Source organism: Euryarchaeota archaeon (assembly GCA_016207515.1).
GTDB lineage: Archaea > Thermoplasmatota > SW-10-69-26 > JACQPN01 > JACQPN01 > JACQPN01.
This window is the reverse complement of sequence record JACQPN010000007.1, coordinates 63,793-86,062: the sequence shown is the minus strand read 5'-3', so window position 1 is coordinate 86,062 and position 22,270 is coordinate 63,793. Positions and strand designations below refer to the sequence as shown.

21 protein-coding genes are annotated in these 22,270 nt (G+C 64.2%); 15 read left to right on the top strand and 6 right to left on the bottom strand.

The annotated features are described in order from the left end of the window. Window positions 1-38: 38 nt before the first annotated feature. Entirely contained in the window at window positions 39-932 is an 894-nt protein-coding gene (locus tag HY556_03475; protein ID MBI4392845.1) for a carbohydrate kinase family protein, read from the top strand. Here the strand turns inward: HY556_03475 and HY556_03470 are convergent. Further along, on the bottom strand, window positions 887-1,747 hold the full coding sequence (locus HY556_03470; GenBank protein ID MBI4392844.1) for a site-specific DNA-methyltransferase: 861 nt from the start codon (window positions 1,745-1,747) through the stop codon (window positions 887-889). The two genes, HY556_03475 and HY556_03470, sit on opposite strands and share 46 nt — an antisense overlap. Window positions 1,748-2,125: 378 nt before the next feature. Between HY556_03470 and HY556_03465 the strand changes: the two genes are divergently transcribed. Further along, the gene (locus HY556_03465; GenBank protein MBI4392843.1) at window positions 2,126-3,451 is read left to right on the top strand and encodes a UDP-glucose/GDP-mannose dehydrogenase family protein; all 1,326 of its coding nucleotides are present in this window, start codon (window positions 2,126-2,128) and stop codon (window positions 3,449-3,451) included. Between the two features lie 70 nt (window positions 3,452-3,521). Here HY556_03465 and HY556_03460 read toward each other — a convergent pair whose 3' ends face one another. After that, complete coding sequence (locus tag HY556_03460; protein ID MBI4392842.1) at window positions 3,522-4,724, bottom strand: hypothetical protein; 1,203 nt, start codon at window positions 4,722-4,724, stop codon at window positions 3,522-3,524. Between the two features lie 135 nt (window positions 4,725-4,859). Here HY556_03460 and HY556_03455 point away from each other — a divergent pair, with 135 nt between their 5' ends. The 3 genes from HY556_03455 to pyrF all read left to right on the top strand — a co-directional run bounded on the left by HY556_03455 (window position 4,860) and on the right by pyrF (window position 7,615). Then, window positions 4,860-6,227 (top strand): hypothetical protein, encoded by a 1,368-nt coding sequence (locus HY556_03455; GenBank protein MBI4392841.1) that lies wholly within the window; start codon window positions 4,860-4,862, stop codon window positions 6,225-6,227. An 89-nt stretch (window positions 6,228-6,316) separates the two neighbouring features. Continuing rightward, entirely contained in the window at window positions 6,317-6,712 is a 396-nt protein-coding gene (locus tag HY556_03450) for a translation initiation factor IF-5A (protein ID MBI4392840.1), read from the top strand. A gap of 87 nt (window positions 6,713-6,799) precedes the next feature. Then, window positions 6,800-7,615 carry an orotidine-5'-phosphate decarboxylase gene (gene pyrF / locus HY556_03445; GenBank protein MBI4392839.1) on the top strand — a complete coding sequence of 272 codons (816 nt, stop codon included), beginning with the start codon at window positions 6,800-6,802 and terminating at the stop codon, window positions 7,613-7,615. 46 nt (window positions 7,616-7,661) lie between these two features. Here pyrF and HY556_03440 read toward each other — a convergent pair whose 3' ends face one another. Both HY556_03440 and HY556_03435 read right to left on the bottom strand, forming a co-directional pair. Continuing rightward, window positions 7,662-9,131, bottom strand: a complete 1,470-nt coding sequence (locus HY556_03440) for a M28 family peptidase (GenBank protein MBI4392838.1) — start codon at window positions 9,129-9,131, stop codon at window positions 7,662-7,664. A 166-nt stretch (window positions 9,132-9,297) separates the two neighbouring features. Next, on the bottom strand, window positions 9,298-9,759 hold the full coding sequence (locus tag HY556_03435; protein MBI4392837.1) for a metal-dependent transcriptional regulator: 462 nt from the start codon (window positions 9,757-9,759) through the stop codon (window positions 9,298-9,300). Window positions 9,760-9,922: 163 nt separating this feature from the next. Between HY556_03435 and HY556_03430 the strand changes: the two genes are divergently transcribed. The 8 genes from HY556_03430 to HY556_03395 all read left to right on the top strand — a co-directional run bounded on the left by HY556_03430 (window position 9,923) and on the right by HY556_03395 (window position 18,833). After that, window positions 9,923-10,771: an FTR1 family protein gene (locus HY556_03430; GenBank protein MBI4392836.1), complete on the top strand. Its 849-nt coding sequence runs from the start codon at window positions 9,923-9,925 to the stop codon at window positions 10,769-10,771. Window positions 10,772-10,938: 167 nt separating this feature from the next. Then, window positions 10,939-12,495: an NADH-quinone oxidoreductase subunit C gene (locus HY556_03425; GenBank protein ID MBI4392835.1), complete on the top strand. Its 1,557-nt coding sequence runs from the start codon at window positions 10,939-10,941 to the stop codon at window positions 12,493-12,495. Further along, the gene (gene nuoB / locus HY556_03420; GenBank protein MBI4392834.1) at window positions 12,495-13,352 is read left to right on the top strand and encodes an NADH-quinone oxidoreductase subunit NuoB; all 858 of its coding nucleotides are present in this window, start codon (window positions 12,495-12,497) and stop codon (window positions 13,350-13,352) included. Before HY556_03425 ends, nuoB begins: the two co-directional genes overlap by 1 nt. Next, complete coding sequence (locus tag HY556_03415; GenBank protein MBI4392833.1) at window positions 13,349-13,747, top strand: universal stress protein; 399 nt, start codon at window positions 13,349-13,351, stop codon at window positions 13,745-13,747. Before nuoB ends, HY556_03415 begins: the two co-directional genes overlap by 4 nt. A 4-nt stretch (window positions 13,748-13,751) precedes the next feature. Further along, window positions 13,752-15,767 carry a hypothetical protein gene (locus HY556_03410; GenBank protein MBI4392832.1) on the top strand — a complete coding sequence of 672 codons (2,016 nt, stop codon included), beginning with the start codon at window positions 13,752-13,754 and terminating at the stop codon, window positions 15,765-15,767. Then, window positions 15,758-16,717, top strand: coding sequence for an NADH-quinone oxidoreductase subunit H (locus HY556_03405; protein ID MBI4392831.1), 960 nt, complete (start codon window positions 15,758-15,760; stop codon window positions 16,715-16,717). The genes HY556_03410 and HY556_03405 overlap by 10 nt, the downstream gene beginning before the upstream one ends. Next, on the top strand, window positions 16,707-17,372 hold the full coding sequence (locus tag HY556_03400) for a hypothetical protein (GenBank protein ID MBI4392830.1): 666 nt from the start codon (window positions 16,707-16,709) through the stop codon (window positions 17,370-17,372). Before HY556_03405 ends, HY556_03400 begins: the two co-directional genes overlap by 11 nt. Next, a complete protein-coding gene (locus HY556_03395; protein ID MBI4392829.1) occupies window positions 17,373-18,833 on the top strand; it encodes a hydrogenase 4 subunit F in 1,461 nt (486 codons plus the stop codon). 16 nt (window positions 18,834-18,849) lie between these two features. Here HY556_03395 and HY556_03390 read toward each other — a convergent pair whose 3' ends face one another. After that, the gene (locus HY556_03390) at window positions 18,850-20,580 is read right to left on the bottom strand and encodes a SulP family inorganic anion transporter (protein ID MBI4392828.1); all 1,731 of its coding nucleotides are present in this window, start codon (window positions 20,578-20,580) and stop codon (window positions 18,850-18,852) included. A gap of 84 nt (window positions 20,581-20,664) precedes the next feature. Here HY556_03390 and HY556_03385 point away from each other — a divergent pair, with 84 nt between their 5' ends. Both HY556_03385 and bcp read left to right on the top strand, forming a co-directional pair. After that, entirely contained in the window at window positions 20,665-21,087 is a 423-nt protein-coding gene (locus HY556_03385) for a TfoX/Sxy family protein (protein MBI4392827.1), read from the top strand. Between the two features lie 75 nt (window positions 21,088-21,162). Continuing rightward, window positions 21,163-21,624 (top strand): thioredoxin-dependent thiol peroxidase, encoded by a 462-nt coding sequence (gene bcp / locus HY556_03380; GenBank protein MBI4392826.1) that lies wholly within the window; start codon window positions 21,163-21,165, stop codon window positions 21,622-21,624. Window positions 21,625-21,639: 15 nt separating this feature from the next. Here the strand turns inward: bcp and HY556_03375 are convergent, their stop codons facing one another. Then, window positions 21,640-22,212, bottom strand: coding sequence for a TlpA family protein disulfide reductase (locus HY556_03375; GenBank protein ID MBI4392825.1), 573 nt, complete (start codon window positions 22,210-22,212; stop codon window positions 21,640-21,642). Between the last annotated feature and the right edge of the window lie 58 nt (window positions 22,213-22,270).

Below are 22,270 nucleotides of genomic sequence, written 5' to 3'. Positions count from 1 at the left end.
ACCAAAGGACTATGCGTCGAGACGCCGATCCGTGCGCATTGATAACCGTAGTGGGCACCGTGGCGTTCGACTCCATCGGCCTCGCAAGGCGGTTGCCGTCGCCTGACGAGGCGGTCGAGCTTTCAAGCCTTCGGGAGGAGCCCGGCGGTTGTGCCGGAAACGTCGCCCACGGCCTGGCACGGCTCGGGGCCGATGTGACTTTACGAGCGAGCGTTGGCCCGGACTTCGCAGACTCCGACTACGAGAAGATGCTAATGTTCGAGCAAGTGCGACTCGACCTCTACAGGAGCACGCTCCCGACTGCGAGAGCTATGCTCGTAGGGGACGGGGCGGGCCACCAGCAGATATACTTCCACGCGGGCGCCTCGAAGGACACGAGTCGGCTCCACCCGGTGTCCGCGGGGCTTGCGCACTTCGCCGCGGGCGAGTTCTCGGCCTACCCGTGGCTCATGAGGGATTGCAAGACCGTCTCTTTCGATCCCGGCCAGGAACTCCTTCATGCATCCCTGCGCGACGTCGAAACTTGCTTCCAGTACGTCCACTATCTTTTCGTGAATGAGCACGAGATGGCGCACCTTGAGCGCGGTCTCGGCCTCACCGTCGCGAAGCTTCTCGAACGCGTGAAGGAGGCGCTCATCGTGACGCACGGTGCCAAGGGCGCTCTGATCCACACGAAGAAGGGCGACATCAGGGTCCCCTCGGTGAAAGCAGACGTCGTCGACCCGACGGGGGCCGGCGATGCCCATCGCGTGGGTTTCCTCTACGGGCTGGAGAACAAGTATGGGATGGAGATCTGCGGCCGCCTCGGCTCGACCGTCGCGTCGTTCGTCCTAGAAGGGGCGGGAGCGCAGGCGAACCTCCCGACGCTTGGGGAGGCGAGGGAGCGTTACGCGGAGGCGTTCGGGGAAGAGCTTCCCTCGGGGCGGCCATAGGACGATAGGAGCTCGTCGAGCACGTCGCCCGGATCCGGAGCGCCGAGCGGGACTTTCCCCTCGATCGTCGCACGCAGGGCCTCGTTGACCTCGTACCCGATAGCCTTGCGGCCCAGGCGGCGCGCAACGGCGAGCGTCGAGCCGGATCCGGCGAACGGGTCGAGCACGGCGTCGCCGAGCACCGAGAACATGCGCACGAGGCGCTCCGGGATCTCCTCCGGGAACACCGCCATCCCTTCTTGCCGGGCCCCCTTTATCGCCCAGACCTGCGAGAACCACGCGTCCCGCTCGGGTTTGGAGAACTGCGAGGCAAGACGTAAGGGGTCTTTCGGCGCGAACGCCCGCTTTCCCCCTTTTCGGAAAAGGAGGATGTATTCGCAGTCGAGCGTCACGTAACAGTTCGTCGGATAGAAGCCGCTGCCGAGGAAACTGTTCGGCTTGTTGGTCGGCTTCTTCCAAAGGATCGGGACGAGCGAGTGGAAACCCATGCTTTCGCACTCTTCTATCACTCTAGCGTGGTTCTGGAAGCAGCGGAACTCGCCAGCGACGGTGCGCGTCGCGTCGCCGATGTTCACCGCGAGGATGCCTCCGGGCGTGAGGACCCGCAAGCACTCTCTCCAGACCTCTCCAAGGAGCCGATGCGCCGCGTCGAAATGCCCAGGTTTCTCACCGATCGCCCCCGGAGCGAGGCCAAGCATGTTCTCCATCTGGGCGTCCCACATCTCGATGTACGGGTACGGCGGCGACGTGGCCACGAGTTGCACGCTGTCCGAGGCAAGGGCGCTCATGTCGCGCGAGTCGCCGAACCGAAGCATCGGGGTCAGGTCGCATTTGGATAGAAGCCGTGTCAATGCGGCCCGGTTCGATACGACGAAGGCAGCGGGGCCCGCCGTATCCCAAGCGCCCGGCCGGGGCACCGGAGTCTTCAACATGGGCCGCCGATGGGTCGCCCTAGCCATAGGGGTTGCGCTTCAGGCCCATTGGACGCCCTTCGTGCTCGACTCCTGGCAGGCCCTGCGGGGCCGTCCTCCTTGGCGGCCCGCGGCTATCGCGGCCGACTCTCCGGCCGGCCGGTAGTGCGCATCCATTGTCCCCCTTTATCCGGCAAACTCGATAATTCGGGGAAGCCCTTTAAGGAGGAACGCACTTGGCGCCCCTGAACCGGCCCGACCCGGGCCCCTTGAGGAAGCCAGATGCACGTCTCCGTCATCGGATCAGGCTACGTCGGAACCTGCCAGGCGATACTGCTCGCCCGCCACGGGCACAACGTCACCCTCGTCGATATGCTTCCTGAGAAAGTCGCGCTCATCACGAGGGGCAAGGCCCCTTTCCACGAGCCCGGGGTCGACGATTCCCTCGCGGAGCTCGTCGCCCGCAAGCTCATCACCGCGACCACGGACTTGAGGTCGGCCGTGGACGAGACCGACATCACGTTCCTCTGCGTAGGGACACCCTCGAAGCGGGACGGCTCCATAGACCTCACTTTCATCAAGGACGCGTCCACGCAAGTCGGAGAGGCGCTACGCACGAAGAACGACCACCATGTCGTGGCCGTGAAGAGCACGGTCGTTCCGGGGACCACGGATTCCGTCGTCCTCCCCGCGCTTGAGAGCGCCTCCGGCAAGGAAGCCGGCAAGGGCTTCGGTGTGGCGATGAACCCCGAATTCCTGAAGGAGGGCTCCGCCCTAAAGGACGCTTTGAACCCGGACCGCATCGTCGTAGGAACCCGCGATCCGAAGGCGGCCGCCCGCCTCTGGGACCTTTACGCGAAGTTCGACTGCCCGAAGATAACGACCGATGAGCGGTCGGCGGAGATGATCAAGTACGCCTCGAACGCGTTCCTCGCCACGAAGATCGCCTTCTCGAACGAGGTGGCGAACATGTGCGAGAAGATGGGCATCGACGTCTACGATGTGATGCGCGGCGTCGGTTACGACGCTCGGATCGGGCCGCTGTTCCTCCGGGCGGGCGCGGGCTTCGGGGGAAGTTGCTTCCCGAAGGACGTGAGCGCCATCGCGGCGCTCGGGAAGAAGGAGGGGGCGAAATCCCTCATCCTCGAGGCCGTCCTCGAACAGAACAAAGTCCAGCCTGTTCGCGTCGTCGCCATGCTCAAGCAGGAACTCGGTTCCCTCAAGGGCAAACGCGTGGCAATACTCGGACTCGCTTTCAAACCCGACACGGATGACGTGCGGGAGACGCGGGCCCTGCCCATCTACAAGGCGCTCAAGAAAGCCGGCGCCGCCGTCACCGTCTATGACCCGCAGGGGACCTCGAACTTTGCGAAACTTGCAGGAGGCCGCGTCCTCTCCACGACGAACGCCCGGGACGCCCTCAAGGGAAAAGACGGCGTGATAATCCAGACCGAGTGGGACGAGTTCAAGCGTCTCAGTCCCGCGGATTTCAAGACGCTCATGAAGAGGCCGATCGTCGTGGACGGGCGACGGACTTTCGACCCCGTGATGTTCTCAGGGACGGGCGTCGTTTACCGCGCGATCGGGTTGGGAAAAAAGGTAAGCTGATCAGGCCGGGGGAAGACGCCAGTCTGGTCGGACACAAGCGGCCGCCCGCGGTCCCCCGCGTCCCTCGCCTTCAACCGTCCCTGTATGCCGTCACCTTCACCGTGTACTCGCCATCGAACGTCGCAACTTGGCCGAACGGCCCGAATGGGAGGAGTCCGTCCGTGTGCATGTTGCTGTCAAGGTAGGTGAAGAACTGCCAGTTGCTAACGGAATCGTAGGGGCTGTCCCACATCCGTGGATCAAGCTCCGCCGAGTACTCGGCCTGATTGTCCGTGATCTTGTCGGCTTCCTGGTTGGCGGCGCGGCGGCTGTTCGCGGGCGACCACCCGATGGCTGGCTTCGGCGCGGTGGCCGACGTCGTCATGTCGTTGTTCGTCCACTTGATCTCCACTTTCAAGGCCTTCGTGTGCGGTGGGACGATGGTCCCGTTCGGGACGGGGATCTGCCCGAACCCTTGGCCCTCGGCAAGGCCCGGGAACATCAACGGGAAGACCACCCACTTCTGGCTGGCCTTGCGCGTCACGGTGAGTATGTTCATCGTCGTATTGTCGCCCCACCAGTCCGGATGCGGCGGGGCCACGAAGAGGGAATCGGTCGTTCGCACCGCCGTGACCGTCACGCGCGCCGTGCCGTTGAAGACCCCGGGAGAGCCGGGGCTCTGGTCGTTCGCAGGGAAGAGCCCAAAGCGCCATTTGCTCACGGCCACATGCGGGATGTCGTTGTCGAGAAGCGTCGTCTGGATCTTCACGATCTTCGCCGGTTCGAGCGCCGGTGTCACGTTCATCGACTTCATCGCCGCCGTCTGGTAACCGAGGCGTAGGCCGGTGATGGAAGGCGAACCGTCCCATCGGACCTGCACTTCCACCCACTCGGTCTCCGATGGCACGACCTGGTTCGGGGGGAGTTCGAACGAGCGGGCCCCGAGGCCGCCGCCAAAGCCACGTTGCCCGTTCTGTGCGAAGATCGCGAGGGCGCCGAACGGACCTGCCGGCCCGTTGGGGTCGGGGACAAGGGGGCCGCTTGAGATGTCCGCGTCCATCAACTTCAGCTGGTGCTTGCCGTTCCAGGCGTCGTGCGTGTGGAACTTCTCCTCGAGCCGCTGCGCGAAGGCGGAGAGGCCGTCGTCGGACGCCTTCGTCTCCTCCACCTCGGGTACGACTTTCGCAGGCTCGGCCCCGGAGTCTTGAGGCGGGGCATCGCTTCCAAGGCACCCGGATAGGGTTGTGGCCGCGAGGAGAAACAGAACAAGCCCTACGGCCCCTCGTCCAGCCATCTCGGGAGCCTCCACTCGCGCCTATAAATGGTTTGTTGCGCGCCGCTCTTCAAATACCGGCGCCTGCGGCTGACCCTTCAAGGACCGGACCACAAACCGCTTTACGTGCGGAGAGGTCGAAAAGCCGGCAAGCGCATGAACCTCAAGCCATCCGTCATCCTGCTCGTGATCGCGGTCGCACTATCCGGTTGCGTCGGAGCCCCAGGATCGCCCGCGGCGGACGCCTCCATCGACGCGACGGGGACGGGCACATCGGCTTCCAAGGATCCGACCGCCATCTCGAACACCTCGCAAGGCATCGCTCTCGACGAGACCGGCTCCAGTTTCAGGGCGCGCGTCGCCGGGCACTTGGTCCCGGACGTGATGCAGATGAGCGTGTGGACCAACGGGACGATCGGCCCCGGATTGCACGCGATGCGCGACAGCATCCCCGGGACCGACGGGTGCTGCATCACGCTCTTCGAGGCGAACGGCGCCATGAACGAGGTCGACGCCGGCATCAAGAAAGACGTTCCCATGGAGATCACCGTGACCACCACTTGGGAGAACGCGGCAGGGAACACGGCCGACCTGTACCCCGTCATAATGTTCCCCATGTACTGCGACATGACGCAGCACAACCAATGGTACGAGCCCGACGGCCCCATAGCGTCGACGGGAAAGCACACGCGCACCTACACGTTCGCCTACGTGGTGCGATCCGACCTCCCCGAGCAGGACCTATGCGGCTCCGGCGGTTACAACGTGGGTGTCGCGGCGATGAACAACCTTATCACTACGGGGCTAACCTTCACGCAGGAGACGAGGTTCCGCTACGTCCCGAACGCACTCACCGAGTTCACGCCCTACGCGGTGGACGTGCCGGAGAACGTCTCCTCGTTCACGCTCAAGTACGTGGGTTCGGTCAAGGACCCGACGGCGTTTCTCAAGGTCTTCGACCCTGAGGACCAACTCGTGAACTACCTCTACGACCGGACGGCCATCTTCGCGAAGTTCCCCTCCACGGGGATCGAGATCTCGACGCCGTCGCCCGGCGAATACGTCGTGTTCCTCGAGGACATGGACGGGCCGCGCTTTGGCCTCATAGCGATAGAGTCGGAGAGCCCGAACCTGACCGTGCGCCAATTGGCCGCCGTCTTCGACGAGCAGCGTTACCAGGTCGATTCCGCGGACCCGGTCGACGTAAAACTCCCGGCGACGGGCCTTCTCGACGTCTTCTTCTGGTGGACGGAGATGCCGGGTTCGACCGCTCCCGCAGCCGTAGCGGTACAGACCGAGTTCTTTCTCGCGTCATCGAAGGGAGACTACAGGCACGTGATGGTCGATGCAATCACCGCATGCGACCCGGAAGGCATGATAACCTGCGGGCCCGCCTACCTGAGCGGCTTCGGCGAGATCAAGCCCGACGCGTTCGTGAACAAGGGGCCCTACACGGTCCGCTCCGTCGGGACCACGAAGGCGAACGTCGAGGTGTTCGCGTCGTCGTTCAGCTACGTACGCTGATGGCATGGGGCGGCTCGGCCCCGCCCTCCCGCGCGGCCCCTGTTACCCTTAAATATTAATTGGGTCATCCGGCGGCAGGTGTCAATCCGATGAGCACGACCCAGGCGGAAATACGCGAACTCAAGGAAGGTCGCTACATGGTCGTGGACGGTGAACCTTGCAAGATCCTCTCGATAACGACGTCGAAGCCTGGTAAGCATGGCGCCGCGAAGGCGCGTATCGACGTCGTGGGCATCTTCGACAAGGTCAGGCGCACGATGACCGGCCCGGTGAGCGACAAGTGCCAGGTCCCGCTCATAGACAAACGTACCGCCCAGGTGCTGTCGCTTCGGGGCGACCACGTGCAACTCATGGACATGGCAAGCTACGAGACTTTTGAACTCGAGATCCCGAAGGACGAGGACGGAAACCAGATTGAACTGGTCGCCGGCACCGAGACCCAATACATCGAGGCCATGGGCCGCCGCGTCATCATGCGGATCTGAGGCGCCCATGCCTCACGAGTCGCGCCCATCCTTGCCGGCGCGACCCGGCCCCGGGACCATTCTTCCCGCGGAGGCATACTGCCCATGGTGAGTTTCATCGAGAAGCTCCTCGATTCATCCCGACGCAACCGGTCCCATCTTTGTGTCGGACTCGACCCCGACCCGGCTAAGGTGCCGGGGGACATGAGTGTCAAGCACGGGCGGGACGCAATACTCGAATTCAATAGGCGGGTCATCGAAGCGACGAAGGACCTCGTCTGCGCCTACAAGCCGAACGCCGCCTTTTACGAGCGGTTGGGCCCACGCGGCTTCGAGATACTCCAGGCGACGCGCGACATAATCCCTCAGGACATCCCCGTTATCCTTGACGGAAAACGCGGTGACATCGGTTCGACGAGCACGGCCTACGCGCAGGCGGCGTTCGAGGTGATGGACTTCGACGCGGTGACCGTGAACCCCTACATGGGCCGCGACGCGGTGGCCCCGTACCTGGGATTCGATGGGAAGGGCGTCCTGGTGCTTGTCAGGACCTCGAACCCTTCGGCTCGGGACTTCCAAGACCTGAAAATCGGCGGGATGCCGCTTTACGAGGCGGTGGCGCGGAAAGTGCGGGAGTGGGCAGCTGACAACGAGAACGTGGGTGCCGTCGTTGGGGCGAGCGCACAAAGCGAACTCAAGACGGTCCGCTCGATCTTGGGCGATGCAGCACCAATTCTCATCCCCGGTGTCGGCGAGCAGGGCGGTAACGCCGGCGAATCATTACGAAACGGGGCGAATTCCAAGGGCGAACGGGCGATCGTGAACTCTTCGCGCGGGATAATCTTCGCCGGCGGGAGTACCCGCGAATCCATACGTGAAGCGGCGCAGACACTACGCGACGAGATGAACTTGGTCGGAAAATAGTGTCAGTGGCGAGAGCGCGCCCGGTTTTTTCGACAAACCTCGGTACTCAGGCGCAGGTCGTCCCCGAGTCTTGCGTCGCGGCCGCGCACTCCTCAAGGGCCTTCGTGACGTCGAACTCCCCGAGTTCCGTAAGCATCACGGCGTAGAAAGGCGGCCACATGTGCGCTTCGAAGGAGCGGGCCAATAGATCCGTGCCCAAGGCGTCTTCCTCGGGCGTCAACGTCGCATTCTCGTCATCGATGCCGGCCATGTGCGCCGTGGCGTTCTTCAGCGTGTCGATGGGGCGGTGGAGGACGTGGAACGCGTACTCGTCGCCGCTGAAGATGAACGAGCTCGGGACACCCTGCGCTAGAAACGACGTGTGGTCGCTTTGCGCGTCGGAACCCGTACCCGTGTTCCCCGGGATCGTGTCGCCCGCCTGACCCTTCCCGACCGTCCCATACGTGAAGGACCCGTCCGGGTACATCATGTAATGGACGCGGATCTCCTGGAAGAAGTGGTTCAGGTAGTCGCCGACGGGGCCGTCCGGCCCTGACGAGACGTAAACGGGCTGCGCGTTTCCGGCAGGTCCCGGATAACCGGTCACCGAATCGTCGAGGTTCACGTGCCAGAGCGTGTTCTCGATGATGGTCGGGTTGGATCTCACGAAGAACTGCGAGCCGAGGAGCGCCACCTCTTCGCCGCCCCAGAGTCCCAGGACGACCGAGTACTTCGTCTTGATCGGCTGGAGGGCCCGCGCAAGTTCCAGTATCTCGAGGGTCCCGGCCGTGTTGTCCGTGAAGCCTTCGATCGTGTTCGCGACCACGTCATAGTGCGCGCCGATGATGACGTACTTCTCCGGCGTCATCGTCCCATGTTTGATGGCGACGACGTTCGCGAAATCGTTAGGGCGGAGGTTGCGTGCGGGGACCGCGACGCTCTCGAAAGAGTTCGTGCCATACGGGTCGACGCTCACATCGTAGCCGAGGTCTTGGAATATCTTCGCGAAGTGCATCTGACTCTTCACGTAGTTCGGCATCCCCGGGGTCCGGTGAGGGTACTCGTCCCGCAGCACCTCGGCCTCGCGGATCGCCGCTAGCCCCGAGACCAGATTGAATCTTCCGGCGTAAGGCGCTTGGAGCGTCAGCGACACGGTTTCCCCGTTGGCCGTCACGGTCACCTCTGTGGCGTCGCGGCCGGGTGGGATCAAGAAATCGGCGGTCTCCCCTTGCTTGAGGGTCACGCGCGTGTCTGCCGTCGGCGCTTTGTCCTTGAACATCAACACGCCGCGTTGGAAATCAACGCGGGCCTCGCTCGCGCCGTCGATGAGGGTGATGGAGGAGCCGCCGCCGGAGGAAGATCGCGCAACGAGGGTCGCGCCCGCAATGGTCGTGTTCAGGAACTTCACGATCTCCGGCTCGCCCGGAAGGACAACGTCGGGAGAAGGAAGTTCGGGCGCCGGTGGCGTGATGCATCCGGCAAGGGCGCCGGCCGTGAGCAAGACGGGCACGACCCATGCGGATATCGGATTTCGCATCCTGCGCATCTTCCTCTTACGTCCTCTTAAACACGCTGGCGACGTGCGTATAAAGAGATTGTGGAAGAGGGGAATTTCAGGCCGACGGCGGCGTCCGGCCCCGAGGGGCGATTCGGGGGGCGATGTCGGGTCTAGCGTGGGGTTGGAAATGGTTGGACTTGCGTAGTCAACCTTCGTGACAACAAAGTCCAGGCGGGATATCGGCCCCGCCCGGCGTCTCCCTCGGGTGCCCCAACCGTTCGCACAACCACTCCTCGAACTTCGGGTGGATGACGTGCTCCATCTCGCAAGCGTGCGCATCGGCGAGTCGAGCGTCCATCCCTACGTCCTTTTGCAGGAAACATTCGAGAAGGCGGTGCTTTCGGATGACGCCTTTCGCAAGCTCTAATCCCCGGCGGGTGAGTTCGACGCCCTTGTACGGTTCGTGTTTCAACAGGCCGGCGCCTGCCAGTCTTTGGATCATCTCGGTCGCCGACGAGGGGGCGACCTTCCAGTCGCGGGCGATCGCCGTCGTGCGGGCCCTCCCCCCGTTCTCCGTGAGGACGTAGACCGTCTCGAGGTACATCTCCACGTTCTCGCTCAAGGGCGAGGCGGCCGAGCGGAGGGCCGCTTTGCTTTTGGTTCTCACGGGCACCGGATTGCCCGGGGGGTATTTAGGGTTCCATATGTCGGCGGCCGAAAAGCGCACCGGGGTTGATTTAGGGCAGCCGAAATTTTATATATTGGGTGAAGGTTCACGAAAACAGGCACGATTTCGGCTAGCCGAAATCCGTGATACGGGTGAAATGAGAATGGTGTCCGCAGACGCGACTTTGATTGTGCTAAGGGAAAGTCTTGAGGCCTTCCTCATCATCAGCATACTCACAGGACTCGTCGTGAAACTGGGAAGGCCCGAGATGAAGCGGCACCTCCTCATGGGCGCCGGCGCCGCCGCGCTCCTCTCGGTCGTCGCGGGTGTGCTCATCGACTCGACCGCACGCGACTTCTTCGCGACTAGCGGCTCGGCAGAGGCCTTCGAGGGCGTTGCGTCCCTCGTCGCGGTCGCGATCCTCACCTACATGGTCATCTGGATGTACCGGCACACGATCGGCCTCGTCACGGAGCTTCGGAAAAAAGCGGTCGGCGCGATCGACGCCGGAAAACCGTTGGTCTTCTTCTCCATCGCCTTCGTCGCGGTCGCCCGCGAGGGGTTGGAGACGGTCCTGTTCTTCGCAACGCTCGCCCCCACCATCAGTGCGGCCGACCTCCTCCTCTCCGCCCTCATCGGCCTTGCGATCAGCGGCATCATCGCGTACCTCGTTTTCACCGGCATCGTGAAACTGAACATCAACAGGTTCTTCGCGGCCACCGGCGTGCTCCTCATCCTGTTCGCCGGCGGCCTCTTCGCGACGGCCGTCCACGAGTTCTCCGAGGTCGGCTGGGTCCCCGAGTCGGGGAAAGCCTGGAACACGGAGGGCGTCCTCGACCAGCAATCCACGGAAGGCTCGCTGGTGAAGGCCGTACTAGGATATCGGGAATCACCGACCTACCTCGAGGCCGCGGCGTACTTCGCGTACGTCCTCGGCATGGGAGCGTGGTACCTCCGCGGGATCGGTTTTTTCCCGCGAGGCGGCAAGGCCGCACCTGACGGTGGCATCTGAGGCCGCGTAGGGGCCAACCCATGGCAGGGCGCCCGAGCCTTATCTGCGGGCGGCGGGGCCGCCCATGAGCTTTGCGCTTTGCTTCTCCAGCCCAAGCTGTTAAGCCGGCATCCGCATTGCTCCTCTTCGGCTACATTCGCTCCCGGAACAGGGGCCTACGAAAGAGCATGCTTCCGAACGACACCACGGCCGCCATCGAAAGAGCGTTCTCCTGGCGGCCGTCGGAGGGGACGAGGAGCGCCGCAATCGAGGTCCCATGCCCGCCGGCTCTCATCGCTTCCGCGGCGCACCGGCTCGTCGACGGTGGCCGTTTCCGCTTCGCAAGCCTGGTGGGCGACGAGGTCACGCCCGGCGGGCGGGTCCGGTTGTCTTACGTCTTCCTCTCTCCCGGGCTCATAGTGACGATTCTGTCGGAGAGCCAGGAAGACTCTCCCGTGCCGTCGATCGTCCCCTATGTACCGGCGGCCGAATGGGCGGAACGCGAAGCCGCGGAGATGCACGGGCTATCGTTCGCGAACGGCCTTCCCCCCATCCTCCTCGCGCACGACGGGTGGCCGGCCGGACCACCTCTCAAGCACGCGACGTCGACGGGCGCACCAAAGACCGGGCTCGACTATCCGTTTTCCCCGGTCAAGGGCGAGGGCGTGTACGAAGTGGCCGTCGGGCCCGTCCACGCAGGCGTCATCGAACCCGGGCACTTCCGTGTCTCACTAGCCGGCGAGACCGTCTTGGCGCTTGAGATCCGGCTCGGTTACACGCACCGGGGCGTAGAGAAGATGCTGGAGGGACGCGACTTCGCCAAGGCCCTCATCCTCGCCGAGCGGACGAGCGGGGACAACAGCGCCGCCCATTCCACGGCCTTCTGCCACGCGGTGGAGTCGGCGCTTCGCATCGAGGCGCCCGAGAGGGCCCGTTTTGTCCGAACGGTGTTCCTTGAACTGGAACGCATGCACAACCACCTGGCCGACATCGGCGGCGTGCTCCTTGACGTTGCATACGGGGTTGGCGCGAGCCAGTGCCAGATCCTTCGCGAAGAGCTCCTCCGCCTCAACGCCGAGATAACGGGAAGTCGGCTTCTCTTCGGGACGAACGTCGTCGGCGGCATCGCCGTGGACCTCGACGCCGCAACCATGGCCAAAGTCGAACGGGACACCTCGAGGGTCGCCCGCGAGGCCGACACCATCGTGGCAAGAAGCGTTTCGAGCGGAAGTGTCCTCGACCGCTTGGACCAGACCGGCACTTTGAGACGCGAAGACGCGCAGGCGCTAGGTGTCGTGGGGCCGAGTGCACGGGCAAGCGGCGTGAACATCGATTCTCGTCGCGATTGGCCGCACGCCGCTTACGGCAAACTGGAGTTCGATGTGCCCGTGAGGACGCAGGGCGACGTCTTCGCGCGCACCCAATTGAAACTCGAGGAGATCAAACAGAGCGCCCGCATCATCCGCCAATGCGCCTCCGACATGCCGGACGGAAGCCTCAGGACGCCCCCACCTCCTGACCTGGAGGGCGGGATGGGGTTCGGCCTCGCGGAATCCCACCGTGGCGAGGTGCTCCACGCGGTCCGGCTTGGCCGGGACGGGAGGATCGCGCGGTGCAAGATCCGGGACCCGAGCTTCATGAACTGGCGCGCGCTCGAAGCGGCGGTCCCGAAGAACAACATCCTGGCGGATTTCCCGGTCATCAACAAGAGCTTCAACCTCAGCTATGCAGGAAACGACAGGTAGTGGACATGCGAGGCGACGAACCAGGGTCAGTGGGGCGAACGGTCGAGGATGGGCGCGCCAGGCGACGCGTCGTCACGACCACGTACCCCGCGTCGCGCTCGACCGTCCCCCGCGGTCCTCGATCGAACATCCGGCTTGATGCGGGCCTTTGTACGGGTTGCGCCGACTGCGTCCCGGTCTGCCCGACCCAGGCGCTTCAAAGCGACGGACCAGTTTTCACGGTCGATCACGGCGCCTGCATCGCCTGCGGGCTATGCGTCCCCGCTTGCCCGGAAGGCGCGCTTTCGGTGTCGTACGATTTCGAACTCGCGGCAAGGTCGAGGCGCGACCTCGTGGAGACCGTACCGGTCGCTTCCCCCGGCCGCGTTCCGGAAGAGGCCGCGGCGGCGAGACTACGGGAGGAGATCGGCCGCCTTTTCCGGGGCTCCCTGCACATCCGCGAGGTAGACGCTGGCAGCTGCAACGGGTGCGAAGTGGAGGTGTCTTCCCTTTCCGGACCGTATTACGACCTTGAAAGGCTCGGGATCCAATTCGTCGCAAGCCCCCGGCACGCAGATCTCGCAATGGTCACAGGCCCCCCGACGCGCCACATGGTCGAGGCACTGCGGGCGACATACGAGGCGATGCCCGGCCCGAAGCTCGTGGTCGCGGTCGGCGCATGCGGGATAATGGGCGGCCCGTTCGCGGGATCATACGGGGTCGTCGACGGCGTCGATCGCGTGCTCCCTGTCGACGCCTACATCCCGGGATGTCCGCCGAGGCCCGAGGCATTGATACAAGGCCTGCTTCTTGCCGTCGGCAGGTTCGAAAGGAAGATGGACGCAGGACGACGCCCGCAGCGCGAGGTGGTGCCATGATGTGGACTAGGCTGCTTCTTGCCACCGACGGGTCACCGGCCGCAAGGCGGGCCGAGGACCTCGCCTTCCGCATGGCGCGCAGTTTCTCCGTCCAGGTGTTCGCCTTGACCGTGGTGCGCGAGCTCACCGAGGAGGATCGAGGCGACGAGGTCGCATCCGCCATGGAGATGCTGAACGTCATCATCGCGAGAGGCCGGGCCGAGGGCGTCGCGGTCGAAGGCCGGCTCGAGCGGGGCGATCCCGCACGGCGCATCGTGGAGATGGTCTCCGAACTCGGGATAGACGCCGTCATCGTCGGGACCGAGGGGCGCCGCGGAGTCGCGCACGTTGTCCTGGGCAGCGTCGCCGAACGGATTGTCAGGGAATCGCCGAAGACGGTGATCGTGGCCAAGTGAAACGATGACCGATGCACACCTCCTCATCCTCATCGCCGGTCTTCTTTACGGTTCCGGCGCGTTCGTCGCGCTCATCGAACCAAGGCTCGGGCGGCCGACGAGTCTGGCGTACTTGTTTCCCGCCGCCGCCGGAGCGGTCGGCCTGGCGGCCGGCGTCATGGTGCTTCAAGACCCGGGCCCCACCATCATGTCGTTCGCCGCGCCCCTGCCGTTCGTGTCCTTCACGTTGCGCCTCGACGGTTTGTCCGGCCTCTTCCTCACCCTCGCTTCGCTCGGAGCGACCACGTCATCGCTTTTCGCGTCGCCATACCTCCGGTCGGGAGGGGTCGAGGACCGCGGATCCCTTGCGTTCGCCTACAACGTCTTCCTCTTCGCCCTCGTGGGCGTCTTCCTCGCCGACGACATCTACACTTTCCTCGTCCTGTGGGAGATGATGTCGCTCGCCTCCTTCCTCCTTGTCCTCGCGGGAAAACCCGCCACCGAGGCGCGCCCCGCGGCCTACTCCTACTTCATCATGATGCACCTCGCGACCGTCCTCATCATCGCGTCCTTTCTACTTCTTTACACGAGGACGGGCACGTGGTCCTTCGAAGGGTTCCGCCTTTTTTCGGCCGGACTCGACCCCGACACAAGGGCATGGGTCTTCCTCCTCGCCTTCGCGGGCTTTGGCATGAAGGCAGGCGTGGCGCCGCTTCACGTGTGGCTTCCGAGGGCGCATCCCACGGCACCCAGCCACGTATCCGCCCTGATGTCCGGCGTCATGATAACCGCGGGCACGTACATGCTCATCCGGACGGCCTTCGAGTTCGCAGGTCCCCCGTTGGTGGAGTGGGGGGTGCTTCTCGTGATCGCCGGAAGCCTCGGTGCTTTGCTGGGGGCACTCCAGGCGCTTTCCGCCAACGACATCAAGAAAGCCCTCGCCTATTCGACGGTCGAGCACTCGGGGCTCATCATCATGGCCCTGGGCGTGAGCATCCTCCTCTCGTCGTCTTCCCACGCGGAACTCGCCTCGTTCGTCCTTGGCGCCGCCCTCTTCCATACGGCCAACCACATGGTCTTCAAGAGCCTCATGTTCCTCGGCGCCGGGTGCGTGGTGGAGGCCGGCCACACGAGGGACCTGGAGGAGATGGGAGGCCTAGCGAGGCGGATGCCGCGCATGGCGGCCATCCTCATCGTCGGAACGGGCGCCCTAGCGGCGCTTCCGCCGCTCAACGGGTTTGTCAGCGAATGGACGATCTTCCAGGGCCTTCTGGGCCTCTTGTCCGTGAACGATGGACCCGTGGGCGCCGCGGTGGCGACGGCCGTCGCGATGGTAGTGGCGCTTGCCGGGGCGTTTTCCGTGGCCGGGGCGGTGCGTCTTTACGGGTTGACGTTTCTCGGCAAAGGAAGGAGCGGGCCTGCCTCGGTCGCCAAGGAACCGTCGTGGCGCCTGGCCGCGCCTCTTCTTCCGCTCGCATTTCTTTGCCTCGCGTTGGGGCTTTTTTCGCCCGTCGCCTTCACGACGATGGTCGCGATCGCAGCACCAATCACGGGCGCCGCGGTCTTATCCGTCCCAGGCCAGCTTCTCCCAGGCACGCTTTCGACCATGCCGTCGATCTTCCCCATGGGGATAGCCGTCCTCATCGCCTGGGGCCTCCTCTTTGCGCTGCTCCCGATCGCCGTCCTACGCCGGAAAAGATCGGTCGCGCGGACCTGGACGGGAAGCGGCGAATCCGCGCCTGTCCGTCCGTCCATAACGGCTGCGGCGTACGCCGCGGCGGCCACGCAGATCTTCCCCACGTTCTTCCAGCGCATCGAGAAGGTGGAACGCGCGGCCGAGAAAGAGCGCGGTCGGGCATCGCTCATGCACAAGGCCGAGTTGGGCGACCCCGTTGAGGACGCCATCTACCGTCCGGTGCCCCTCATACTCGAAGGCGCGTCGAGACGAGTACGGTGGGTACAGTCGGGAAGCATCCACCAGTACATGGTCTACCTAATCATCGCAATGATGGTGGCAGTGGGGGCGATGCGATGGCTGTGAGCGACTTCTACGTCACGGCCCTTCAGGCGGCGCTCGTCCTCGCGGTGTCGCCCCTCCTCATGACCGTCTTTCTCAAGGTCAAGGCCTGGACACAGAGGCGGCGTGGCCCGCCGCTTCTCCAGCCGTATGCGGACCTCATGAAGCTAATGGAAAAGGACGAGGTCGTGAGCGATACGGCTTCCCCCGTCTTCCTCTACGCCCCCGCCGTGGCCTTCGCCGCCACGTTCGCCGCCGCGATGCTCGTCCCCACCTTCTTCGGCGGTGCGGCGGTCTTCACCATCGGCGACCTCTTCGTTGTCGTGTTCCTCCTGTCACTCGCGAGGTTCGCGATGGCGCTGGCCGCGCTTGATACGGGAAGCGGCTTCGGCGGCTTCGGGTCCAGCCGCGACGTGATACTGTCGGCCATCGTCGAACCGACGCTCGTGGGGGCCATCCTCTGGGGGGCGCTCGTCACGGGCTCCACAGGCGGACCCGGCCTCGCCATCGATGCTAGACCGCTCCCGCTCATCGCGGCGCTCGCCTCGTACGGACTCGTCATCGGCAGCCTCATCATCGTAGTCCTCGCGGAAACGGGCAGGATCCCCGTTGACAACCCCTCGACCCACCTCGAACTGACGATGATACACGAGGCCATGACCCTCGAGTACTCGGGGCCGCGACTCGCTCTCGTGGAAATGACGAAGGCGATGCGCCAGTTCCTGTTCGTCGCCATGCTGCTCCTTTTCGCCGCCCCGTTCGGTTTCGCACCAGACCACGATGGCATAGTTCCTGCAATCGTGCTCTTCATGGCGAAGATCCTCGCCGTGTGCCTTGCCTTGGCGTTTGTCGAGACGACCACCGCGAAATGGCGGCTCTTCCGCCTGCCCGAGTTGTTCACCGTAGGTATCGCGCTTTCGGTGCTCGCGGTCATGTCGGCGGTGGTCGCGAGGGGGACGCTCCATGCTCCTTGATGCGACCACCTCCGCACAATTGGTGAACGTCCTCACGTACGGCATGCTCGGCGCGTCGTTTCTCATGGCAGGGCACAAGTCCCTCGTCCCCGCCGTCTACACCTACGGGGCGCAGACAATCTTCCTCGGGCTCATCGCGGCCGTCACGGCCGCGGCCACGGGCCGGATAGAACTCTGGATAATCGCCGGGATCACGCTGGTCCTGCGCGGCGTGGGGGTGACGTGGCTCCTCCTTTCCATCATGAAGCGCATCGACGTGAAACGCGAGCAACAGCCGCGGGTCGGGATACTCGCCTCGCTCCTTGTGATATTGGGCCTCACGGCATTGTCTTTTGCCGGGACCCAGGGACTCCGCGTCATCCCGAACGTCTTCACGCCGGACGCGCTTCCCGTGAGCCTCGCCATCGTCGCGGCGGGGATTTTCTCCATGGCCTCGCGCAAGAAGGCGATGACGCAGGCCCTTGGCCTTCTCATGGCGGAGAACGGCGTGTTCCTCACGGCGCTGACGCTCACTTTCGGCATGCCGCTTCTCATCGAGCTCGGGATATTCTTCGACGTGCTCACGGTCTCCGTCGTCCTTGGCGTGTTCGTCTTCCGGGCGAGCACCGTCTACTCGACGCTCGAATCGTCGGGGCCCAGGAGGATCGTGGAATAGATGTGGCTCGAGGCCCTTCTCGTCCAAGCACTCGCCTCCACCTTGGCGCTCGCCCTGTTTCGCGGGCCCGGCGCCCGGCGCCTCCTCACCATCGCGGCCACCGTGACGCAAGTGTCGAGCGCCGCGATGTTGTGCGTCGAAGTCATGACCACGGGGCCCGTCCGCTCGCTCGGCGACATCCTCCTCGTCGACGCCCTGTCGGCCTGGATCATCATGATCACGGCCATCGTCGCCTCCGCCATCTCGCTTTATTCACTCGTCTACATCCCGGAAGAAGAGAAGCACGGGAACACGAGCCCCGAACTCCTTCGATGGTACTTCCCGCTCCTCCAGTCGAGTTACCTACTGATCTTCCTCACCCTCAGCACGCCGAACCTCGGCATCCTGTGGATCGGCCTGGAGGCGACGACGCTCGTCACCGCCTTCCTCGTCGGCTACTACAGGACGGAGGCCTCGGTCGACGCCGCGTGGAAGTACCTCATCATCAGCTCGATCGGTATCACGCTCGGCCTTCTTGGGACGGTGTTGATGTACGCTTCGGCCGTCCCCGCCCACGGCTTCATCGACGACGGCCTCCGCTGGGATTTCCTGAAGGCGCACGCGGGCGAGCTCGACGCCGGCCTCGTAGGACTCGCCTTCGCGTTCGTTCTCGTCGGTTACGGCACGAAAGCCGGGATCGCCCCCATGCACACGTGGCTCCCGGACGCGCATAGTCAGGCGCCCGCTCCCGTGAGCGCGTTCCTCTCGGCGATATTTCTCAACGTGGCCCTCTACGGTCTATTCAGGTTCCAGGCGATCGCCGTCGGGGCGATGGGGGCGACGCCGCAGACGCTTCTCATATGGTTCGGCCTCCTATCGGTCGCCGTCGCCGTCCCGTTCATCCTGGTCCAGAACGACTACAAGCGCCTCTTCGCCTATTCGAGCATAGAGCACATCGGCATCATCGTCGTGGGGATCGGGATCGGCACGCCCCTCGCCGTCCTTGGCGCGATGCTCCACATGCTCAACCACTCGCTATCCAAATGCGCCCTTTTCCTCGCCGGGGGGAACATCTCGCTCGGCTACGGCACACACCAGATGAAGAACGTCACAGGCGTCGCGAGGGCGATGCCCGTGACGGCGCTGGCCTTCCTCACCGGGGTGCTCGCCATAACCGGGAGCCCTCCGTTCGGGCTCTTCTTCAGCGAGCTTCTCATCCTCGCAGGCGCCGTCCAGTCCGGACGCGTGCTTGAAGCCGCCGCCCTTTTGCTTCTCACTTCCATAATCTTCGCCGGCTTCATCAAGCACGCGCTCGGGATGCATCAGGGCGAACCCAGCATCCACGGGGCTCCCGGGGATTTCAGCCGTCGCGGCGCGATGATCGCCCTTGTCCTCGTCTTGATGGTCCTTGCGACTGGCGTCTTCCTCCCAAGCGAGGCACGGACGCTACTGGCCGGTGCGCAGGCGACGCTGATGCCTTGAGGACGGGAAGGACGCGTCAGGCCCTCGCCCCGGGCGGTGCTCCGTGCGACGCGATGATCTCGTTTGCCCGTTCGAGCGCCGCGTCGATGTGGGCGTGCACGTTGCGGTCCTCGAGTGTCCGGAAAAAGCCGCCCCGGAGCATCATGTCCATGGGCTGGTTCTGTACGCCCGAAAGGACGACGGCGGTCCCGGCCCTCTTCATGTTCTTGACGATGCGTTCGAGCGTCGTGAGGCCCGTCGCGTCCATGTACGGCACGTGCCGCATCCTGAATATCACGACCTTGGGCCGGCCGGAGACGCGCTCGATGGCAAGTTGGAACTCCTCGGCCGCGCCGAAGAAGAAGGGACCGTCGATACTGTAGACGGCCACACCCGGCGGGATCTCCTTCCCTTCGAGCGATTGTTGCCTGTTGTACACGGGGTCGTCCCCCGGGTTCACGATCTCCACCCTTGAGACGCGGCTCATCTTGATCATGAACTGGAAGCTCGCAAGCACCATGCCCACCTCCACCGCCGTGACGAGATCCACGAACACGGTGATGAAGAACGTCGCTAGCATGACGCCCGCGTCGGAGCGGGGCATATAGAGGACGCGCCTGAACTTCGGGATCTCGCTCATGTTGTATGCGACGACCGTGAGTATCCCGGCGAGGACGGCCATCGGGATGGTGCCTATCAGGACGGAGAAGAACGTGGCGAAGATCAGGATGAACACCGAGTGGACGGCGCCCGATACGGGGGTCGTCGCCCCGTTTTGCACGTTCGTCGCCGTCCTTGCGATGGCACCAGTGGCCGGTATCCCGCCGAACAATGGGCTTAAGAGATTGGCGATACCCTGGCCTATGAGCTCTTGGTCGCTGTCATGCCTGTCCTCCATCATTCCGTCCGCGACCACGGCCGAAAGGAGGCTCTCGATCGCGCCGAGGAGGGCTATGGTGAGCGCCGCGGGTACGAGTTGGGCCAACCTCTCCAACGTGATCACGGGAAGCGTCGGGAACGGGAGACCCGCAGACAGTTCCCCGAACCGCGCTTCGACGGTCTCCAAGGGAAGCTGGAAGTAGTACGCGGCGCCGGTGAAGACGACGAGCGCGATCGCCGGACCGGGGATGCGTGGCGTGAACCGTTTCGCCGCGAGGATCACGAGGATCGTGCCGACCGCGAACCCGACGGCCCATGGGTCGCTCGCGGCCGCGTTCGCGGCGAGGGCGAGTACGCGCGGCACCGTCTCGGCCGGGATCTCGACGCCTCGCAGTCCCATGATCTCCTTCGCCTGGCCCAAGAAGATGATGGCGCCGATCCCCGCAGTGAACCCCGTGATCACAGGGTGCGGGATGAACTTGATGACCTGGCCCATCCGAAAAAGGCCGAAGAGGAAAAGGATGACGCCGGCCATGAGAGTGGCCACCAAGAGGCCATCGACGCCGTATTGCGCGACCACGCCGTAGACGATGACGACGAAAGCGCCTGTGGGCCCTGCGATCTGGACGCGTGATCCTCCGAAAAGCGCCACCGCGAGTCCCGCCACGACGGCCGTCACGAGTCCCGCGGCGGGGCCGACGCCGGAGGCGATCGCGAACGCTATCGCGAGGGGGATCGCGACGATGCCCACGATGAGGCCGGCCGTGAGGTCGCCGGTGAGTCGCCTTCGGTCGTAAGCGTCGAGCGAGCGTAGCAGTGCGGGTCGGAACGCGGGAACGTATAGTTTCAAGGTGGCCAGCCGCGGCGGACGGTACGAGAACGCACACATGACCCCGGCTTGAATCTGTCGCAAGGCCGGCGGCTAAGGGTAAACCCCGATTGCCTTAAGTCCCAAGGTGGCATCGTCTTCGCCGTGGCCAAGGAGGACGACGCGATCAAGGTCACGCCGGCGAGACTTGCGCAATCCCTGGGTCCGGTCGTCGGCCGATGGGGCAGCGTTTCAAGCCGCAAGATGTTCGGCGGCACGGCGTTCTTCGTGGGCCCCAGGATCTTCTGCTTTGTGTGGAAGCAGGGCCTCGTCGTCAAACTTGGCGAGGCACGCATCGAGGCGATGATCGAGGCGCTTCCTGGTTCGGAGAGGTTCAGCCCGCGCCCGAGCGCCACGGGGCCGAGCAAACAGTGGGCGCAGGTCCCGTTCAAGTACCTTCCCTCAGACATGGGCGTCGGGTGGATCCGCGAGGCCTTCGAATACGCTGCGTCCGGGAAAGAGGAACGGGCCACCTCCCAGGCCGCGCCCGACACGAAGAAGGGCTCTCGCTCCAAGAAACGGGGTTGAGAAGCCAGCGTCCGTTGGGGACCTCGCGTCAGCGGATCCGGCAACCTTTTTTTAGGCCACGTCCGATTGCCCGCCGTGCTCAAGGAAGGCGACAAGGCTCCAGATTTCAGGCTGCAAGACGACACTGGTGCCGAAGTGACGCTCAAGCAGTTCATCGGCAAGGACATCGGCCTCTACTTCTACCCCAAAGACGACACACCGGGCTGCACGAAGGAGGCATGTGCGTTTCGCGACGTGAAGGCGGAGTTCGAGAAAAAGAGTGCCGTGATACTCGGGGTGAGCAAGGACGACGTCGCGTCGCACCAGAGGTTCAAGAAGAAACACAACCTCAATTTCCCCCTGCTTTCGGACCCGTCTGGCAAGATGATCGAGGCATATGGGGTCTGGCAGGAGAAGTCCCTCTATGGGAGGATCTTCATGGGCATCGTGCGCACCACGTTCGTCATCGACCGCAAGGGGAACGTGGCAAAGGTCTTTCCGAAGGTCAAAGTCGACGGTCATTGGGAAGAAGTGTTGCAGGCGATCGGCGAAAAATGACAGACGGGGCGATAGCTATGCCGTGGCGGCGAACGCCTGCTCCACCGCGTCCTCCAACGCCGTTTCAGTGACGGTGTTGTACCCGAACTTCTTCACGACCTCGCCTTCCGCGTCGACTACCACGACGCTCGATTGCGACGTTATCCCGAACGCCTTCTGGACCTTGAAACCGGCATCGATGCCGTGGGGCCACGGTTGGTCGTACTTGGCCTTCCACGCCTCAAGGCTCGAATCGTCGTCGGTGGAATCGAAGGCAAGCGTGAAAGTCTGCAGCCCGTCCGGCCAGTACGTGTCGTTGACGCTCGCCATCACCGCCGTTTTCGTCCTGCAAGACGAACACCACGACGCCATGAAGAAGAGGACGCTTGGGAGGCCGGCGGTGGAGTTCCTCGAATGTTGTACCCCATCGGTGTCCGTGAAGGCCCAATCGGGGCCCGTGGGCGTCGCCTCCGTCCGGGTCACGTTCTCCCGCGAGGCAATGTCGGCGTCCGAGGCACCGCTCTTGTCCCTTCCGGACGGCCCGTCCGCCCCAAGACAGCCTCCGACGAGGATCAAGACGAGGAGCATGGCTTGCGTGGCTACGCGCACAGACCGGCCAGCCCCGACGACGGATAAGAAGCTTCTTGCGAACGGGTCCCGTCGAAGC

What these genes read in the sequence shown, in the direction of transcription:
- HY556_03470 (MBI4392844.1), bottom strand. Translation starts at nt 1,747, where the DNA reads ATGCTTCGGTTCGGCGACTCGCGCGACATGAGCGCCCTTGCCTCGGAC.
- HY556_03465 (MBI4392843.1), top strand. Translation starts at nt 2,126, where the DNA reads ATGCACGTCTCCGTCATCGGATCAGGCTACGTCGGAACCTGCCAGGCG.
- HY556_03460 (MBI4392842.1), bottom strand. Translation starts at nt 4,724, where the DNA reads ATGGCTGGACGAGGGGCCGTAGGGCTTGTTCTGTTTCTCCTCGCGGCC.
- HY556_03455 (MBI4392841.1), top strand. Translation starts at nt 4,860, where the DNA reads ATGAACCTCAAGCCATCCGTCATCCTGCTCGTGATCGCGGTCGCACTA.
- HY556_03450 (MBI4392840.1), top strand. Translation starts at nt 6,317, where the DNA reads ATGAGCACGACCCAGGCGGAAATACGCGAACTCAAGGAAGGTCGCTAC.
- HY556_03440 (MBI4392838.1), bottom strand. Translation starts at nt 9,131, where the DNA reads ATGCGAAATCCGATATCCGCATGGGTCGTGCCCGTCTTGCTCACGGCC.
- HY556_03430 (MBI4392836.1), top strand. Translation starts at nt 9,923, where the DNA reads ATGGTGTCCGCAGACGCGACTTTGATTGTGCTAAGGGAAAGTCTTGAG.
- HY556_03425 (MBI4392835.1), top strand. Translation starts at nt 10,939, where the DNA reads ATGCTTCCGAACGACACCACGGCCGCCATCGAAAGAGCGTTCTCCTGG.
- HY556_03415 (MBI4392833.1), top strand. Translation starts at nt 13,349, where the DNA reads ATGATGTGGACTAGGCTGCTTCTTGCCACCGACGGGTCACCGGCCGCA.
- HY556_03410 (MBI4392832.1), top strand. Translation starts at nt 13,752, where the DNA reads ATGACCGATGCACACCTCCTCATCCTCATCGCCGGTCTTCTTTACGGT.
- HY556_03405 (MBI4392831.1), top strand. Translation starts at nt 15,758, where the DNA reads ATGGCTGTGAGCGACTTCTACGTCACGGCCCTTCAGGCGGCGCTCGTC.
- HY556_03400 (MBI4392830.1), top strand. Translation starts at nt 16,707, where the DNA reads ATGCTCCTTGATGCGACCACCTCCGCACAATTGGTGAACGTCCTCACG.
- HY556_03395 (MBI4392829.1), top strand. Translation starts at nt 17,373, where the DNA reads ATGTGGCTCGAGGCCCTTCTCGTCCAAGCACTCGCCTCCACCTTGGCG.
- HY556_03390 (MBI4392828.1), bottom strand. Translation starts at nt 20,580, where the DNA reads ATGTGTGCGTTCTCGTACCGTCCGCCGCGGCTGGCCACCTTGAAACTA.